General features: G+C 66.9%; 13 protein-coding genes and 1 pseudogene. 11 read left to right on the top strand and 3 right to left on the bottom strand.

The features are described from left to right. Positions 1 to 52 precede the first annotated feature (52 nt). From BCO18175_RS32725 to BCO18175_RS32710, 4 genes are all read left to right on the top strand, one after another. On the top strand, positions 53 to 448 hold the full coding sequence (locus BCO18175_RS32725; RefSeq protein WP_174987089.1) for a hypothetical protein: 396 nt from the start codon (positions 53 to 55) through the stop codon (positions 446 to 448). A 28-nt stretch (positions 449 to 476) separates the two neighbouring features. Continuing rightward, positions 477 to 3,932 (top strand): adenylate/guanylate cyclase domain-containing protein, encoded by a 3,456-nt coding sequence (locus BCO18175_RS32720; RefSeq protein WP_174987087.1) that lies wholly within the window; start codon positions 477 to 479, stop codon positions 3,930 to 3,932. A 76-nt stretch (positions 3,933 to 4,008) separates the two neighbouring features. Then, entirely contained in the window at positions 4,009 to 5,058 is a 1,050-nt protein-coding gene (locus BCO18175_RS32715; protein ID WP_174987085.1) for a patatin-like phospholipase family protein, read from the top strand. 138 nt (positions 5,059 to 5,196) lie between these two features. Further along, positions 5,197 to 5,736: an HD domain-containing protein gene (locus BCO18175_RS32710; RefSeq protein ID WP_438820248.1), complete on the top strand. Its 540-nt coding sequence runs from the start codon at positions 5,197 to 5,199 to the stop codon at positions 5,734 to 5,736. A gap of 108 nt (positions 5,737 to 5,844) precedes the next feature. Here the strand turns inward: BCO18175_RS32710 and BCO18175_RS32705 are convergent, their stop codons facing one another. Together BCO18175_RS32705 and BCO18175_RS32700 are read right to left on the bottom strand one after the other, a co-directional pair. Then, the gene (locus tag BCO18175_RS32705) at positions 5,845 to 6,933 is read right to left on the bottom strand and encodes an aldose epimerase family protein (RefSeq protein WP_174987081.1); all 1,089 of its coding nucleotides are present in this window, start codon (positions 6,931 to 6,933) and stop codon (positions 5,845 to 5,847) included. Positions 6,934 to 6,960: 27 nt separating this feature from the next. After that, the gene (locus BCO18175_RS32700) at positions 6,961 to 8,154 is read right to left on the bottom strand and encodes a XylR family transcriptional regulator (RefSeq protein WP_174987079.1); all 1,194 of its coding nucleotides are present in this window, start codon (positions 8,152 to 8,154) and stop codon (positions 6,961 to 6,963) included. Positions 8,155 to 8,422: 268 nt separating this feature from the next. Between BCO18175_RS32700 and xylA the strand changes: the two genes are divergently transcribed. From xylA to BCO18175_RS32670, 6 genes are all read left to right on the top strand, one after another. Next, positions 8,423 to 9,745, top strand: coding sequence for a xylose isomerase (xylA, locus tag BCO18175_RS32695; protein WP_174987077.1), 1,323 nt, complete (start codon positions 8,423 to 8,425; stop codon positions 9,743 to 9,745). A gap of 4 nt (positions 9,746 to 9,749) precedes the next feature. Beyond that, the gene (gene xylB, locus BCO18175_RS32690) at positions 9,750 to 11,228 is read left to right on the top strand and encodes a xylulokinase (protein ID WP_174987075.1); all 1,479 of its coding nucleotides are present in this window, start codon (positions 9,750 to 9,752) and stop codon (positions 11,226 to 11,228) included. Between the two features lie 124 nt (positions 11,229 to 11,352). Beyond that, complete coding sequence (gene xylF, locus BCO18175_RS32685) at positions 11,353 to 12,381, top strand: D-xylose ABC transporter substrate-binding protein (RefSeq protein ID WP_174987073.1); 1,029 nt, start codon at positions 11,353 to 11,355, stop codon at positions 12,379 to 12,381. A 58-nt stretch (positions 12,382 to 12,439) separates the two neighbouring features. Beyond that, positions 12,440 to 13,999 (top strand): D-xylose ABC transporter ATP-binding protein, encoded by a 1,560-nt coding sequence (gene xylG, locus BCO18175_RS32680; RefSeq protein WP_174987071.1) that lies wholly within the window; start codon positions 12,440 to 12,442, stop codon positions 13,997 to 13,999. Beyond that, the gene (locus BCO18175_RS32675; RefSeq protein ID WP_174987069.1) at positions 13,996 to 15,207 is read left to right on the top strand and encodes a sugar ABC transporter permease; all 1,212 of its coding nucleotides are present in this window, start codon (positions 13,996 to 13,998) and stop codon (positions 15,205 to 15,207) included. The genes xylG and BCO18175_RS32675 overlap by 4 nt, the downstream gene beginning before the upstream one ends. A 36-nt stretch (positions 15,208 to 15,243) precedes the next feature. Beyond that, positions 15,244 to 15,561, top strand: coding sequence for a hypothetical protein (locus BCO18175_RS32670; RefSeq protein ID WP_174987067.1), 318 nt, complete (start codon positions 15,244 to 15,246; stop codon positions 15,559 to 15,561). Positions 15,562 to 15,611: 50 nt separating this feature from the next. Here the strand turns inward: BCO18175_RS32670 and BCO18175_RS41050 are convergent. After that, positions 15,612 to 15,791: pseudogene (locus tag BCO18175_RS41050) on the bottom strand (hypothetical protein); the annotation flags it as partial. A 400-nt stretch (positions 15,792 to 16,191) separates the two neighbouring features. On the opposite strand from BCO18175_RS41050, the gene BCO18175_RS32665 reads away from it, so the two are divergent. Further along, positions 16,192 to 17,772 carry an acetolactate synthase large subunit gene (locus BCO18175_RS32665; RefSeq protein ID WP_174987065.1) on the top strand — a complete coding sequence of 527 codons (1,581 nt, stop codon included), beginning with the start codon at positions 16,192 to 16,194 and terminating at the stop codon, positions 17,770 to 17,772. Positions 17,773 to 17,795: the final 23 nt, after the last annotated feature.

The following is a 17,795-nucleotide window of genomic DNA, read 5'->3' as shown; positions in this document are numbered from 1 at the left end:
ATGACGCGGATTGTCGGCGTCGATCCGGGGTGCCAACAATCGATTAGTTTTCATGCGCGGCATGAGTGCCGTGCATGGCGGCGTTGATTCGCGGTGTGGGCGGCAGATCGCGTGTTTTCACGGCAGCGCGGGTTGCAACGCGCTTCGCACTGGCATCCCGTCGCTGCATGACGGCATCGACATGCGTTGCGCGAAAGGGGCGCGAATCGACGAGGTGCCCGCCGGTCAGCGCGGGTTGTCGCGCACCCGGCGCATCGTGAGCGGCTGGTGCGTGAATGGCGCGCAGGCGGATGAACAGGCACGCGGCGCAACCGGTGCAACCGGCCTTTTGAGCGGAGATTCCGCCGACAATTGCGGGCCCGCGCTCGCCGCGCACGGGACGCCAGTCGGCATGTGCAATCGCATGGTCAACCTGAATATCCGCGGAGAGTGGCGCATAATATTTTGATGTCGACCCTTGGCCGGAAGAGGGTTTTATGCGCTGCGCCCTATGCGGTTCCGAGAATCCTCCCGGTGCGAGGTTCTGCCAGGAATGCCAGGCCGTGCTGTCCCGCACGTGTCCGCAATGCGGACATGACGTAGAGCCGGCGGCCCGCTTCTGCAGCAACTGCGGGGCGGCGCTGGCCGCGCCCACGGCGTCGTCGCCACCGTCCCGGCCCTCGGGACGGGAGCCGCCGCCGACTCCCGTTCATTACACGCCCGATCATCTTGCCGAGCGCATCCGTGCCGAACACGCGGCCATGGAAGCGCGCGGCGAACCCGCCGGTGAGCGCAAGACCGTTACCGCGTTGTTTGCCGACATGGCCGGGTCGACCGCGTTGATCCACGATCTCGATCCCGAAGTGGCGCATCGCCTGATCGTGCCCGTCGTCGAGCTGATGATGGAAGCGGTCCATTACTACGAAGGGTACGTAGCCAAATCGCTCGGCGATGGCATCCTCGCGCTGTTCGGCGCACCGATTGCCCACGAAGACCATGCACAGCGCGCGCTGTTCGCCGCATTGCGCATGCAGCAGGCAATGCGACAGCATGGCGATCGCATTCGTTTGCTGGAAGGCATTCCTCTGCAGATTCGCGTCGGCGTTCACACCGGCGAGGTCGTCGTACGTTCGATCCGCACCGACGACCTGCACACCGAGTACGATCCGCTCGGGCATACGATCCACATCGCGTCGAGGATCGAGGGCATCGCCGCACCGACGTCGATTCTCGTCAGCGAGTCCACCCACAAGCTGGCCGAAGGCTATTTCGAGTTCAAGGCGCTGGGGGCGACGCAGCTCAAGGGTATTCCCGTGCCGCTGTGCGTGTACGAGGTGCTTGGCCTGGGTGCGTTGCGCACGCGCCTGCAACGGGCGGCGCACCGCGGTCTCGCGCGCTTCGTCGGCCGCGAAACGGAAATGGAACACCTGAACCGGGCCCTGGAGACCGTAAGGGCCGGGCAGGGGCGCGTGGTCGGCGTGGTGGGCGAGGCCGGCGTCGGCAAGTCCCGCCTGTTCCACGAGTTCAAGGAGCGTTCGAGGCGTGGCGCGCTGGTGCTGGAGACGTTTTCCGTATCGCACGGCAAGGCGTATTCCAATTTGCCGCTCATTGAACTGCTGAAGAATTATTTTCAGATCACGACACAGGACGACGAGCGGCGCTGCCGCGAAAAGGTCATCGGCAAGGCGCTCACGCTCGAACGCAGTTTCGAGGATCTCGTGCCGTACGTCCTCTATCTGCTCGGCATTGGCGAAGGCGGGCCGGTACTCGTCGAGATGGATCCGCAGATCCGGCGCGAGCGGACCTTCGATGCGATCAGGCAGCTTCTCGCGCGAGAGAGCCAGAATCAGCCGGTCCATTTGCTGTTCGAGGACCTGCAATGGCTGGACCGTGAAACGGAAGCCTTCCTCACCTACCTGATCGACCACGTGCCGGACGCACGCATCCTGCTTCTGGTGAACTACCGGCCCGAGTATCAGCCCGCGTGGGCTCTTGCGGCGCATTGGAGCACACTGCGGCTCGAGCCGCTTGGCACGGCCGATGCGCAAGGGCTGCTCGCGGCGTTGCTCGGCGAGGATCGCTCGCTCGTGCCGCTGAAACAGCTCATCCTGGAGAAGACGGAGGGCAACCCGTTCTTCATGGAGGAAGTGGTCCAGACGCTCGCCGAGGAGCGGTCGCTGCTCGGCGAAGCCGGGCGCTATCGCATCGTCGAGACGCCGGCGACGCTGCACATTCCGACTACCGTGCAGGGCGTGCTCGCCGCCCGGATCGACCGGCTTCCGATCGACGAAAAGGAACTGCTGCAGGCACTCGCGGTGATCGGCCACGAGTTTCCGTTCAGCCTGATCCGGCGAATTTGCGGCGAGGCGCCGGCGCGGGACGACGAACTGCGGCGTCTGCTCGCGCATCTGGAAGCGGCGGAGTTCATCTACGAGTGCCCCGCGTTTCCGGAAGTCAATTACTCGTTCAAACACGCGTTGACCCAGGAGGTCGCAGGGCGCTCGTTGCTCACGGAGCGGCGTACCACGCTGCACGAGCGTACCGCGCAGGCGATCGAGGTGCTGTTCCCGACACGCATCGCCGATTACTGCAGCGAACTCGCGCACCACTACAGTCAGAGCGGCAACATTCTCAAGGCGGTCGAATACCTGCATCGATCGGCTCAGCAGGCGTTGCGCCATGCCGCCCATCACGATGCGATGAATCACCTCGACGCGGCGCTGGCGTTGCTGAAGGGCTTGCCGGACACACCGGTGCGCGCGCATTGGGAACTGACATTGCTGCTTTCCCTCGGGCCGGTGCTGATGGACGTGCGCGGGTATGGTGCGAACGAGGTGGGCGAGACCTATATGCGCGCACTCGAATTGTGCGAGCGCACCGGAGAGGCGTCGCAACGCTTCGCGACGCAGTTGGGATTGCGGATCCATCACGGGGTGCGCGGCGAGCATGCGCGCGGCCTGGAGCTGGGCATGCAGATGCTCAGGACGGCGCGGGATGCGAACGATCCGGGCCTCCTCATCGAGGCGCATAGCGCGCTGGGTTCGTGCCTGTATTTGCAGGGCGATTTCGGCGCTGCCCGCACCCACACGGAACAGGCGCTTGCGCTCTACGATCCGGAGCAGCATCAGGCCCACGTCTTCGCACACGGGGTGGATCCCGGCATCCGGGCACTCTGTTTCCTGGTGCTGACGTTGTGGATTCAGGGGTATCCCGACCAGGCGCTCAAACGCAGCGTCGAAGCGCTTGCGCTCGCACGGAACCTTGCTTATGGGCCATCGCTGGCGTTCAGCCTGACCTACACGGCGCACTTGCATCAGCTGCGGCGGGAGCCGAGGCTGGCCGCCGAGCGCGCGGAAGCGGTCATTGCCGTATCGACCGAGCACGGATTGCCGTACTGGCTCGCGTGGGGGACGCTGCTGCAAGGCTGGGCGACGAGCGTGCAAGGCGACATCCAGGACGGCATTGCACAGATGCGGCTGGGCCTCGACGCGCAGCGGGCAGCCGGCGGCGAAGACCAGCGTCCCTATTCTCTCGCGTTGCTCGCCGACAGCTACTGGCGTGCGGGAGACAAGCGGGCGGCAATGGGCATGCTGGAGGAGGCCATGGCGATCGTCGAGAAAACCGGCGAGCATTGCTACGAGGCCGAGCTGTACCGGCTCACGGGAGTCTATCTGGCCGGCGGGGCCGGCAAGGCAGGCACGGCACCTGAACGGGACGCCGAAGCCGCCGACTGCTTTCACAGGGCGATCGCGCGGGCACGCCAACAGGGTGCCAGGGCGCTGGAGCTGCGGGCCGCGTCGGATCTCGCCAGGCTATTGCAGCGGCAGGGCAAGACCGCGGAGGCCACGCAAGCACTGTCCGACGTATACGCCTGGTTCACGGAAGGCTTCGACACAAGCGACCTGCAAGAAGCAAAAGCGCTGCTGGAGGCATTGGGCGCACACGCAGGATGAATGGACCTGCGGCGTACGACGACGCATCGTGTGACCACGTGCCGTCCGCGAACTGCCGCTGCTCGAGGAGACGGGCATGACGACCACGCATACGAGACGCCGCCACGATGGTCCGCGCAAACCGATCGCGCTGGCGCTGCAGGGTGGCGGGATGCACGGCGCATTTACCTGGGGCGTGCTTGACCGTCTGCTCGAAGACGGCAGGCTCGAAATCGAGGGTGTCTGTGCAACCAGCGCCGGCGCGATGAACGCCGCCGTGCTCGCGTGCGGGCTGCTGAAGGGGGGCGAGGACGGTGCGCGGCAGGCACTGCACGACTTCTGGCAGGCGGTCGCGCGATCGGCGGAGCGCTACAACCCGTTGCGCTGGGTGCCGTGGCTGAAGGGGACGCACAGCTTCGGGCTCGATCATTCGCCGCTTTATGCGTTCACCGACATGATGCTGCGCGTCTTCTCGCCGTATCAGTTCAATCCGAACAACCTGAATCCGCTGCGCGAAGTGCTCGAGAGCCAGGTCGACTTCGACGCGCTGCGCAAGCATTGTCCGATCCGGTTGTATCTGTGCGCGACCAACGTCGAGACGGGGAAGATCCGCATCTTCACGGGCGAGGATGTGTGTGCCGACGCGGTACTTGCATCGGCATGCGTGCCGACCCTGTTCCAGGCGGTCTCGATCGACGGCGAGTACTACTGGGATGGCGGCTACATGGGCAATCCGGCTATCTATCCCCTTATCTACAATTGCACGACGCGCGACGTCGTGATCGTGCACATCAATCCGCTCGTGCGCCGCGGTGTACCCGTCACGGCAGCGGAAATTCTGAACCGTATCAGCGAGATCAGTTTCAACTCGTCGCTGATGCGCGAGATGCGTGCCATCGCGTTCGTCACCGACCTGATCCAGCAAGGCACGATCAAGCGCGGCGAGATGAAGGAAATGCTGATTCATTCCATTCGCGCCGACGACGCGCTGAGCGCGTTGAGCGTATCGAGCAAGTACAACGCGGACTGGGGATTCCTGAGCGAGCTGCATGACCACGGACGACGCGAAGCGGATGCATGGCTCGCGCATCACTACGGCAACATCGGACAGCGGTCGAGCATCGACATCCGCAGGGAATTTATGTGAGCGCATTGCGGTAACGTCGGCCCGGGGCGATCGTGTAATGCCGACACGGGCCAAGGAGTGAACGTGAACCAGACGCAGGCGCGGTTCGTCGCGTTGTGGTCGGGCAGCGGCGGGACCCATGCCGAGGAGGTCTATCGCCTGTTGGCGGAAGGCTATTCGGAGCCGATGCGGCATTACCATACGCTGGTACACGTCAGACGCTGCTTGCGTCAGGTCGACCTCGCGCGCAGCGCGATTCCCGATCCGGATGTGGTCGAACTCGCGCTCTGGTTCCACGACGTGATTTACGTGCCCGGCGCGAAGAACAACGAGCAGCGCAGCGCCGACTGGTTCCGGCACCTGGCAGCGGGGCGAATCGGCGCGTGCGACCGGATCTGCGCGATGATTCTCGCGACGACCCACGTCGGAACCGTTGCGGAGCTGGATACCCGTTTCGTGTGCGACATCGACCTGGCGGTACTGGGCGCTTCACGCAGGCAATTTCGCGAAGACGGCCGCCGGCTCCGGGCCGAACGCGCCGATCTCGACGACCGGGCTTACGACCTTCATGAACGGACGATTCTTCGCTGGCTGCTCTCGCGCCCGCGCATCTATCTGACGGATTACTTCCATGCGCGCTGCGAGGCGCGGGCGCGCGGGAACCTGAGCTGGCGGCTGGGCTTGCCGCTTCGTGCGTGACGGCGGGCAAGCGCCGTTAGCGCTGAGGGGAAGTGGATACCGCGAGCATCATGTGCGCTCGCGGCTGCCCCGCCGTGGATGCGGTTTCGACGATGCAGCCCGCACTCACTATGCATGAACGGCCACCCGATACCGGGTGGTCTGTCGATAGACGGCGCCCGGGTAAAGGATCACGTCGTCGCGCAAGCCGGCCATGTTGACCTGATCCGGAAAGCCACCCGCTTCCACACACAGCGCCGCGTGTCGCGCGCAAAGCGTGCCGCCGCTCACGCGCACGCCATCGAGATAGTTTCCCGTATAGAGTTGCAGGCCCCGCTGATCGGTCGACACGATCAATTCGCGGCCGCTTTCCGGATCGTATACGCGTGCGACCGGCCTGACCTCGTGCGCGCGGTCGCCCAGCACGAAGCAGTGATCGAAGCCGTGCGCACGCGCCAGTTGCGCATTGGGCCAGTCGAGGCGCGCGCCGATCGGCGCGCTTTGCCGGAAATCGAACGCGGTACCCGTCACGTCGGCCGTACCGGTCGGGATCAGCGCGTCGTCCACTTCGAGGAACGCGTCGGCGTCGATGTGGAGCAGATGGCCGCGCACATCGCTGCCCGGGCGCCCGTTCAGGTTGAAGTAGCTGTGATTCGTCAGGTTCAGCGGCGTCGGTGCATCGGTCCACCCCGCATAGTCGATCGTCAGCGTGCCGTCGTCGTCGAGCGTGTAGCGAACCTGCACGGACACATTGCCGGGAAATCCCGCGTCGCCTTCCGGCGAATCGAGGCGAAGCGTCAGCCCGCCGCAGTCGTCGATCACGTCCCAGCGCGCGCGATGAAAGCCGTTCGCCCCGCCGTGCAGGAGGTTGCCGTTCTCGTTGCGGTCGAGCGGGTAGTCGATGCCGTCGAGTTCGAAGCGCGCACCGGCGATCCGGTTCGCCCATCGGCCGATCGTCGCGCCGAGGTAGGCACCGGATTCGAGGTACTCGGCCGGCGTGTCGTGCGCGAGCACGATATCGGCAACGCGCCCCGTGCGGTCGGGTGCGAGCCACGACACGATGGTCGCGCCGAGGTCGCTGACGCCGACGCGCATGCCGTGCGCGTTGCGCAGCGTGTAGCGCCGCACGGGCTCGCCGTCGGGCAACGTGCCCCACGGCTCGGAATGCACGCGGGCCACGCCGGGCGTCAGGGGTGAAGAGTCGGTATCGATGTGCATGGGTGGTTGTCAGTTTGGCGGCGGGCGTCAGTACAGGGCGGCCGCACGTTCCTGGTATTCGCGCGGCGTGCAGCCCAGCTCGCGCCTGAACACTGCGTACATGTACTGGAGCGACGTGAACCCGCAACGGATCGCGACCTCGGCGCTCGACGCCTGCCTGCCGGCGAGCAGTGCCTGCGCGGCCTCGAGCTTGTGCCGCAGGATCTCCTGGTGCACGGTGCGCTGCAGTTCGCGCCGGAAGTGGTCCTCGAGCAGCGAACGCGACACGCCGACATAGTCGGCGACCTGTTCGGTCTTGATCCCCTGGCACGCGTACTGGCGAATGAAATGGCGCGCGCGCATCACGTGCGGGCTTGCAAGCGGCTGGTGGCGCGTCGATTCGAGCACGTTGATGCCGACCGGCGGCACGAGAATGCGCTGCCCCGGAAAGCGCGCGCCGCGCAGCATCCGGTGCAGCAGGTGAGCGGCGGTACGGCCCATTTCCTCGGTGCCCTGGATGACCGACGACAACGGAATGCGCGTCAGCGTGCGCGTGAGCGGATCGTTGTCGATGCCGATGATCGCCACCTGTTCCGGCACCGCGATGCCCGCGATCAGGCAGGCCTGCAGCAGGTGCCGCGCGCGTGCATCCGTGACCGCGATCACGCCGACGGGCTTCGGCAGCGCATGCAGCCAGCCGATGAGTTGCTCGATCGCGTGATTCCAACCGGATGCGCTCGTCGACAGCCCGCGGTAGATCGGCGCATCGAGCCCGTCCGCGCGCGCGAGCCGGTCGAACGCGAGCTCGCGCTGCTGCGCCCAGCGGTTCTCCTGAGCGACCGGCAGGCTGTACATCGCGAAGTGCGCGAGCCCCGCGCCGATCAGGTGCGTGTAGGCGAGCGACACGAGCTTCGGGTTGTCGGTCGCAATATATGGGACATCGTCCGGATACTGCACCGGATCCTCGTACGACGAGCCGACCGCGACGATCGGCAGCCGCGAGCCGGCGAGCGCGTCGGCGACGGCGGGATCGTCGAAGTCCGCGATGATGCCGTCGCCGTCGAAGCGCTCGATGCCGGTGAGCCGGCAGCGGAAGTCGTCTTCGAGAAACAGGTCCCACACGACGCGCGTCGTGTGCAGGTACTGGCCGATGCCGCTGATGATCTCGCGGTCGTAGACCTTGTTCGCGTTGAACAGCAGCGCGATGCGATGCGGTGTCTGGGCGGAAGGGACGCGTGTCATCTCGATCTCGGGGCGCGCGCGTCGGGGCGACGCCGTGCCGTTGTCTCCGGGGCGCGCCCGTGGCGGCGGCGCGCGGTGGTCTGGTGTTGGGCGATTGTAGGACGGAACGTGCGCCGCACGTAGCGGCTGGCAAGAAACATTAAGCGTGCTGCGCAATTTCGCAATTGCCGGCCGGCAGGTGCGCGGGCACGATCCGGACAACCGAATTCGGCCACGTGCGTTGCTGCGACGCGCGTTGCGCCGCAACAAGACCCTGCACGGAGACGCCATGTCGTATTTCGAACACATTCCCGCGATTCGCTACGAAGGCCCGCAGTCGGACAATCCGCTGGCCTATCACTATTACGACCCGGCGAAGCGCGTGCTGGGCAAGACGCTCGCCGAGCATCTGCGGATCGCGGTCTGCTACTGGCACACGTTCGTGTGGCCGGGGCATGACATGTTCGGGCAAGGCACGTTCCGGCGCCCGTGGCAGCAGCCGGGCGACGCGCTCGAACGGGCGCGGATGAAGGCCGATGCGGCGTTCGAGTTCTTCACGAAGCTCGGCACGCCTTTCTATACGTTCCATGACACCGACGTCGCACCGGAAGGCGACAGCCTGCGGGAATATGCGGCGAATTTTGCGCGGATGGTCGACTATCTCGGCGAGCGTCAGCAGGCCAGTGGCGTGCGGCTGTTGTGGGGCACGGCGAACCTGTTCTCGCACCCGCGCTTCGCGGCCGGCGCTGCGACGAACCCGAACCCGGACGTATTCGCGTGGGCCGCGACCCAGGTGTGCCATGCGCTCGATGCGACCCACCGGCTCGGCGGCGAGAACTATGTGCTGTGGGGCGGGCGGGAAGGGTACGAGACGCTGCTCAATACCGACCTGAAGCGCGAACGCGAGCAGTTTGCCCGCTTCCTGTCGATGGTCGTCGAGCACAAGCACCGGATCGGCTTCACGGGCGCACTGCTGATCGAGCCCAAGCCGCAGGAGCCGGCCAAGCACCAGTACGACTACGACGTCGCGACGGTGCACGGCTTCCTCGTGCAGTACGGATTGCAGAACGAGATTCGCGTGAACATCGAGGCGAACCACGCCACGCTCGCCGGTCACTCGTTTCATCACGAGATCGCGAACGCGTTCGCGCTCGGCGTGTTCGGCAGCGTCGACGCGAATCGGGGCGATCCGCAGAACGGCTGGGACACCGACCAGTTCCCGAACAGCGTCGAAGAGCTGACGCTCGCGTTCTACGAAATCCTGCGTCACGGCGGCTTCACGACCGGCGGGATGAACTTCGATGCGAAAGTGCGCCGCCAGAGTGTCGATCCGGAAGACCTGTTCTACGGCCACGTCGGCGCGATCGACGTGCTTGCGCTCGCGCTCGAACGCGCGGCGGTGCTGGTCGAGAACGACCGGCTCGATGCACTGCGCCGGCAGCGCTACGCGCAGTGGGACGACGCGTTCGGCCGCAAGATCCTGTCGGGCGGCTACACGCTGGAGTCGCTCGCGGCCGATGCGCTTGCGCGCGGCGTGGACCCGCGGCATGCGAGCGGTGCGCAGGAGCGGCTCGAGAACATCGTGAACCAGGCGATCTACGGGCTGCGCTGACGCCATGTACATCGGACTCGATCTCGGCACGTCGGGCGTGAAGGCGGTGCTGCTCGACCGCGACGGCGCGGTGCGGGCCAGCGCGAGCCGCCCGCTCGCAGTGAGCCGGCCGCGGCCGCGCTGGTCCGAACAGGCGCCGCGCGACTGGTGGGATGCCGCATGCGGCGCGCTTGCCGCACTCGTCTCGGAGGCGCGCACCGCGGGCATCGATCCGCGCGACATCGACGCACTTGGACTGACCGGTCAGATGCACGGTGCGACGCTGCTCGATGCGCATGGCGACGTGCTGCGCCCCGCGATCCTGTGGAACGACGGCCGGGCGGACGCCGAATGCGCGGAACTCGAACGGCTTGCGCCCGCACTGCGCGCCGTGGCCGGCAACGTCGCGATGCCGGGTTTCACCGCGCCGAAGTTGCTGTGGGTACGTCGTCATGAACCTGACGTGTTTGCGCGCATCGCCCATGTGCTGCTGCCGAAGGACTATCTGCGGTACCGGCTGACCGGCGTATTCGCGACCGATCCGTCGGATGCCGCTGGCACGTTGTGGCTCGACGTCGCGAAGCGCGACTACGACGACGCGCTGCTTGCCGCATGCGGGTTGTCTCGTACGCAGATGCCGGCCGTGTTCGAGGGCAATCGCATCACCGGCACCCTGTTGCCGGCCGTCGCACGCACGCTCGGGCTGCGCGAGATTCCGGTGGTGGCGGGCGGCGGCGACAACGCGGCCGGTGCGGTGGGCGTCGGCATCGTGCGGCCCGGCGATGCGCTGCTGTCGCTCGGTACCTCGGGGGTCTATTTCGCGGTGTCCGACGGATTCCGTGCGAATCCCGAATCGGCCGTGCACAGCTTCTGTCACGCGCTGCCCGATACGTGGCATCTGATGTCCGTGATGCTGAACGCGGCCGGCTGTATCGACTTCACTGCACAACTGGCCGGCTACGACGGCGTCGCGGCGCTGCTCGACGATGCCGAAACGAACGCGCGCACGAGCCGCCCGTGGTTCCTGCCTTACCTGAGCGGCGAGCGTACGCCGCACAACGACGTGAATGCGAAGGGCGTGTTCTATGGGCTCACGCCCGACACGCAGCGTGCGGATCTCGCGAACGCGACACTCGAAGGCGTCGGCTTCGCGCTGCTCGACGGCATCGACGCGTTACATGCGGCCGGGTTTGCGCCCGAGAGCATCACGGTGATCGGCGGCGGCTCGCGCAGCGCGTACTGGACGCAGATGCTCGCCGACCTGAGCGGACGCGCGCTGACGCTGCGCGCGGGCGGCGAGGTAGGGCCGGCGCTCGGTGCCGCGAGGCTCGCGCGTCTCGCGCTCGAACCGGATGCGCCGCTCGACGCCGTGTGCCCGCAGCCGCCGATCGTTGCCGTGCGCGAGCCCGACATGGAACGCCATGCGTGGTATCGCGACGCGCGGCGGCCGACGTTTCGCGCGCTTTACCGTGCGCTCGCGCCGGTGTTTGCAACGGGCGTTTGACGGGAGGATCGCCGGCGCGATTCGCGTCGCGCGATCCCGTATATCGCAGTGACTCGATGCGGGCGGCGCATTTCGGCGTTCGCCCGGCGTTCGTGAAGTTGTCCAAAAACAAGGAGTTGGAGACATGAAATCCGTGACGCGTCGTACCGTATTGAGTTCGCTTGCCGGCGCCGCTGCGCTGGCGATCCTCGCGCTGGGCATGCCGCTCGCGCATGCGAGCAAGGACAAGCCCGAGATCGGCTTCTGCATCGACGACCTGCGCGTCGAGCGCTGGTCGCGCGATCGCGACTATTTCGTCGCGGCCGCGACGAAGCTCGGCGCTAAGGTGTCGGTGCAGTCGGCGGACGCGAGCGAGGAGCGGCAGATTTCGCAGATCGAGAACCTGATCTCGCGCGGCGTCGACGTGATCGTGATCGTGCCGTTCAATTCGAAGACGCTCGGCAACGTCGTCGCCGAAGCGAAGAAGGCCGGCATCAAGGTCGTGTCGTACGACCGGCTGATCCTCGACGCGGACGTCGACGCGTATATCTCGTTCGACAACCAGAAGGTCGGCGAGCTGCAGGCGCAGGGCGTCTACGATGCGAAGCCGAAGGGCAACTACTTCCTGCTGGGTGGCGCACCGACCGACAACAACGCGAAGATGCTGCGCGAAGGCCAGCTGAAGGTGCTGAAGCCCGCGATCGACCGCGGCGACATCAAGCTCGTTGGCCAGCAGTGGGTGCCCGAGTGGAGCGCGTCGACCGCGCTGCGGATCGTCGAGGATGCGCTGACCGCGAACAACAACCGGATCGATGCGATCGTCGCGTCGAACGACGGCACGGCCGGCGGCGCGATCCAGGCGCTCGCCGCACAGCATCTGGCGGGCAAGGTACCGGTGTCCGGGCAGGACGCGGATCTCGCGGCGGTCAAGCGCGTGATTGCCGGCACGCAGACGATGACCGTCTACAAGCCGCTCAAGCTGATTGCGAGCGAAGCGGCGAAGCTCGCGGTCGATCTCGCGAAGGGCACGAAGCCCGCGTTCAATGCGCAATACGACAACGGCAGGAAGAAGGTCGACACGGTGCTGCTGCAGCCGACGCTGCTGACCAAGCGCAACGTCGACGTCGTCGTGAAGGACGGCTTCTATACCCAGGCGCAGCTGGCGAGCCAGTAACGGCGCGACGCGTGGGCGGCTCAACGGCGCCCGCGCGCATCCTGCGAGGCATGAACGAATGACGGAACCCTTGCTGACGATGCGCGGCATCGTCAAGGCATTCGACGGCGTGAAAGCGCTCGACGGTATCGACCTCACCGTGCGTCCCGGCGAATGCGTCGGGCTGTGCGGCGAGAACGGCGCGGGTAAATCGACGCTGATGAAGGTGCTGTCGGGCGTCTATCCGCACGGTACGTGGGACGGCGAAATTCGCTGGGAAGGCACGCTGCTCGCGGCATCCGGCGTGCGCGACACGGAGCGGGCGGGCATCGTGATCATCCACCAGGAGCTGATGCTGGTGCCCGAGCTGTCGGTCGCCGAGAACATCTTCCTCGGCAACGAGATCACGCTGCCGGGCGGGCGCATGCACTTCGCGGCGATGGTCCGGCGCGCCGAGGAGCTGCTGCGCGAATTGCGGATCGATACGATCAACGTCGCGCAGCCGGTGATGAACTACGGCGGCGGTCACCAGCAACTGATCGAGATCGCGAAGGCGCTGAACAAGCGCGCGAAGCTGCTGATCCTCGACGAGCCTTCGTCGTCGCTGAGCGCCGCCGAGACGCGAATCCTCCTCGACATCGTGCGCGATCTCAAGCGCCGCGGCATCGCATGCGTGTACATCTCGCACAAGCTCGACGAGGTCGAGGCCGTCTGCGACACGGTCACCGTGATTCGCGACGGCCGTCATGTCGCGACCGAGCCGATGCGCGCGCTGACCACTGACCGGATCATCGCGATGATGGTCGGCCGCGAGATCCGCGACCTGTATCCGCGTGAGCCGCACGAGATCGGCGATGTCGTGCTGGAGGCGCGGAACGTGACCTGTCGCGATGTGACGAACACGCGCCGCAAGCGGGTCGACGACGTGTCGTTCAGCGTGCGGCGCGGCGAGATCCTCGGCGTCGCCGGGCTCGTGGGCGCGGGCCGCACCGAGCTGATGCAGGCGATCTTCGGCGCGTACCCAGGCGCGTGCACGGCGACCGTGTTGATGAACGGCCGGACGCTGTCGATCCGTTCGCCGGCCGACGCGATCCGCGCCGGAATCGCGATGGTGCCCGAGGATCGCAAGCGCCATGGCATCGTGCCGCAGCTCGGCGTGGGCCACAACATCACGCTGGCGGTACTGCGGCGCTTCGCGTCGCGCGGGCGGATCGACGCGGCCGCCGAACTCGATGCGATCCGCACCGAGATGCAGCGGCTGTCGGTGCGCGCCGCGCATCCGTTCCTGCCGATCGCGAGCCTGTCCGGCGGCAACCAGCAGAAGGCGGTGCTCGCCAGGATGCTGCTGGCCGAGCCGCAGGTGCTGATCCTCGACGAGCCGACGCGCGGTGTCGACGTGGGCGCGAAGGCGGAGATCTACCGGCTGATCTTCGCGCTTGCCAGGCGCGGCGTCGCGCTGATCGTCGTGTCGTCGGAACTGCCCGAGGTGCTCGGGCTGGCCGATCGCGTGCTGGTGATCGGCGAAGGCGAGTTGCGCGGCGATTTCGTCAACGACGGCCTCACGCAGGAACAGATTCTCGGCGCCGCGCTGAAGCCCGCGCGGCTGCCCACCGAACCCACCGCAGCGAGTGCGACATGAATTCCGAACTTTCTTCCTCGACCCCGGCGACGCCGGATGCAGACGCGCATCGTTCAGCCGGCCGCACGGCACGGCTGCCGTTGCGCCAGATATTCGCGCGCTACAAGCTGCTCGCGCTGCTGTTGGCGGTCGTCGTGATCTGGACGTTCTTCTCGGTGCTGACGGACGGCGCATTCGTCACGCCGCGCAACGTATCGAACCTGCTGCGGCAGATGTCGATCACCGGCATGCTCGCGTGCGGAATGGTGTTCGTCATCATCGCGGGCGAGATCGACCTGTCGGTCGGCTCGCTGCTCGGGCTGCTCGGCGGCGTCGCCGCGATCCTCGACGTCAACCGCCACTGGCCGGTCGCGGCGACAATCCCGGCCGTGCTCGCGCTCGGCGTGCTGATCGGGCTCTTCAACGGCTGGTGGTCGACCTATCGGCGCGTGCCGTCGTTCATCGTCGGGCTGGGCGGGATGCTCGCGTTTCGCGGGATCCTGCTCGGCGTGACGGGCGGCTCGACGATCGCGCCCGTGTCGGACGGCTTCGTGTTCATCGGGCAGGGCTATCTGCCGCGCCTGGTGGGAGACGGCCTCGCGATTCTGCTGTTCGTGCTCGTGTTGCTGCTGGTGGTGCGGCAGCGCGCGACGCGGCGGCGCTACCGGCTCGCGGTCGCGCCGCCGTGGCAGGACGTCGCGAAGGTCGTCGGCGCCGGTGCGGTGCTGTTCGCCTTCGTCGCGACGCTCGACCGTTACGGCGGTATCCCGGTGCCCGTGCTGCTGCTGCTCGTGCTGCTCGGTGCGTTCTCGTGGATCGCGACGCAGACCGTGTTCGGCCGGCGCATCTATGCCGTGGGTTCCAATCTGGAGGCGACGCGGTTGTCGGGCGTCGATACCGATCGCGTGAAGCTCGCGATATTTGCGCTGATGGGGTTGATGTGCGCGTTTGCCGGCCTCGTGAATACGGCGCGGCTGGCGGCGGGTTCGCCGTCCGCCGGCACGATGGGCGAACTCGATGCGATCGCCGCGTGCTTCATCGGCGGCACGTCGATGCGCGGCGGGTCGGGCACTGTCTACGGCGCGCTGATCGGAGCGCTCGTGATGGCGAGCCTCGACAACGGCATGTCGATGCTGGACGTCGATGCGTACTGGCAGATGATCGTCAAGGGTGCCGTGCTGGTGCTGGCCGTGTGGATCGACGTGGTGTCGCGGTCGAACCGGCGATGACGAACCTGTCGGCCGCGAGGCGGCAGGAGGACGAACATGGAAAGGAACACGATGCGTGTGCCGAACGTTTCCACGTTAGCGGAGGCGACACTCGGGGAACCGGATGTCGGTCCGGTGCTGGGCCTCGGTGATCCGCGCGACCGCCGGGTCATCGCGGATGCGCTGCGGGTGCTGCTGCGCGAGCGTTCCGAAGCGCTCGCGTTCGCGATGCGCATCGCAGACGAGTGCGGCCGTTCCCGGCCCGATGCCGCCGATTTCGCGCTGAGCGACATCATTCGGCTGGCGCGTATCGTCGAGCGGGTCGAGCGGGACGGCGCGTTGAAAAACGACGCCGCTCCAGCCGGCGCACGCTGACGGCGACGCCACTCACCGCGCTTGCTTGACAGGCGCGCCGCGCGCGCCGTTATCACGTCCGCCTCGGTGCGAGTCGCGCTCGCCGATTCCGGTGCGCGAAACGGTGCGGGCGCACATTGCCCCGAAACCTCGATCGCAGGCAGCGGCAACGCTTGCGCATCGGCGGTGCTCAGGCCGGCCGTGCCGACGACGACGGCGATCGGTGCGGCGCCCCGGTTCTTCCTGCTCATACCCCGTCCTTTGATGTGATCTGCGTTCGGGCACGGCCGATGACCTCGCGCCGACGTCTGTGTTCCAAACAGTACGTTTGTGCCGATATTCAAGGCAAACGAGACGCATGTGCAATCGCAAGGTGATGACGCCGCGTCCAATATGAAGTGGTCGGCAACGGGTCGGCGATCGAAGGCGTCTGGTCGATCGTGAGAATCGCAAAATTCCGAATTGCGGGAATCTGTTCAATTTTTGGAGATGCGCGAGAATCATGGGTGTGTGACGGTAGCCGATTGTTTGAGGAATCAATCGGGTAAACGTGTGTATGGCAGGCATGACGCGGGCGGTTTGGGTGTTTGACAAATCCCGTAATTCGGGATTACAGTAAAACCCATCTCATCCAAACCGTCGAGCGGCCGCATGAACATCCCACAGTTGGACACCGATACCGGAACCCGAAGCGGGGCGAGCGTCGTGCTCGAGACGGCGCGCGACGCCGGCGTCGACGTCTGTTTCGCCAATCCCGGCACCACCGAAATGCCGTTCGTCGGCGCGCTCGACACCGTGGCGGGCGTGCGCTCGATCCTCGGGTTGTTCGAAGGCGTGTGCACGGGCGCCGCGGATGGCTACGGCCGCATGGCCGGCAAGCCCGCGATGACGCTGCTGCATCTCGGGCCGGGCCACGCAAACGGCATCGCCAACCTGCACAACGCGCGCCGCGCCCGCACGCCGATCCTGAACATCGTCGGCGATCACACGCGCGATCATCTGAAGTACGACGCGCCGCTCACGTCGGACATCGAGTCGCTCGCCCGCCCCGTGTCGGTGTGGTATCGCAGCGTTGCGCGCGACTCGGATCTCGCGACGGATACGGCCGACGCGATCTCGGCTGCCATGGGCGCGCAGCGCGGCGTCGCGACGCTCGTGCTGCCGGTCGATCTCCAGTCGGCCAGGGTGCGCGATGCGGTGTCGCCCGCCGTCGTTCGCCCGGCTGCGGTGACGTTCGACTCCGCGCAGGTCGAGCGGGTTGCGGATCTGCTGCTCAGCGGCCATCGCGCGGTGCTGTTGATGGGCGGCCGTGCACTGTCGGCGCGTGGGCAACGCGCGGCGGCGCGCATCGCGGCGGCGACCGGCACGACCTGCTTCAGCGAAACCTTCCCGGCGCGCGCCGAGCGCGGCGGCGGCCTGCCGGACATCGATCGGCTGCCTTACTTCCCCGAGCCGGCGCTGGCCGCGCTGGCCTGCCGGCGCGTGGTGCTGGCTGGCGCGCTCGCGCCCGTCACCTACTTCGGCTACGAAGGCATTCCGGGCGAACTCGCGCGGCCCGAAGACATCGTGACGCTCGCCGCACCGGGCGACGCGGCCGACGATGCGCTCGAAGCGCTGGCGGACCGCATCGGCGCGCCGGCGCACGCCGACGGCGTGCCGGTCGAGTGCTGGCACGTCGAGGAGGGGCCGCTGACGCCGCAGGGCGTCGGCCGCGTGCTGGCGAATGCGTTGCCCGACGACGCGATCGTGTCGATCGAGGGCGGTACGTGCGGCTATCCGTTCGTGACCGCGTCGGCGCGCGCCCGTCGTCACACGATCCTCACGAATACGGGCGGCGCGATCGGCCAGGGTTTGCCGGTGGCGCTCGGCGCCGCCGTCGCGTGCCCGGAACGCCGCGTGTTCGCGCTGCAGTCCGACGGCAGTGCGCAGTACACGATCCAGGCGTTGTGGACGATGGCGCGCGAGCGTTTGCCGGTCGTCATGCTGATCGCGTCGAACCGGCGCTACGGGATCCTGCAGACCGAACTCACGCGTAGCGGCTTGCCGGTCGACACGCCGCACGCCAGCCGCCTGACGCTGCTGGACGATCCGCCGATCGACTGGCTCGCGCTGTCGCGCGGCTACGGCGTGCCGGCCGAGCGCGCGAGCACGACGCAAGCGCTGGTGCAGGCGCTCGACGATGCGCTCACGTACGCCGACGGGCCGACGCTCATCGAAATGTGCCTGTCCTGATCGCGCAACCCGCTTTCCCCTTC

Source organism: Burkholderia lata, assembly GCF_902499335.1.
Classification (GTDB): Bacteria; Pseudomonadota; Gammaproteobacteria; order Burkholderiales; family Burkholderiaceae; genus Burkholderia; species Burkholderia lata_B.
This window is presented reverse-complemented; position numbering and strand designations above follow the sequence as displayed.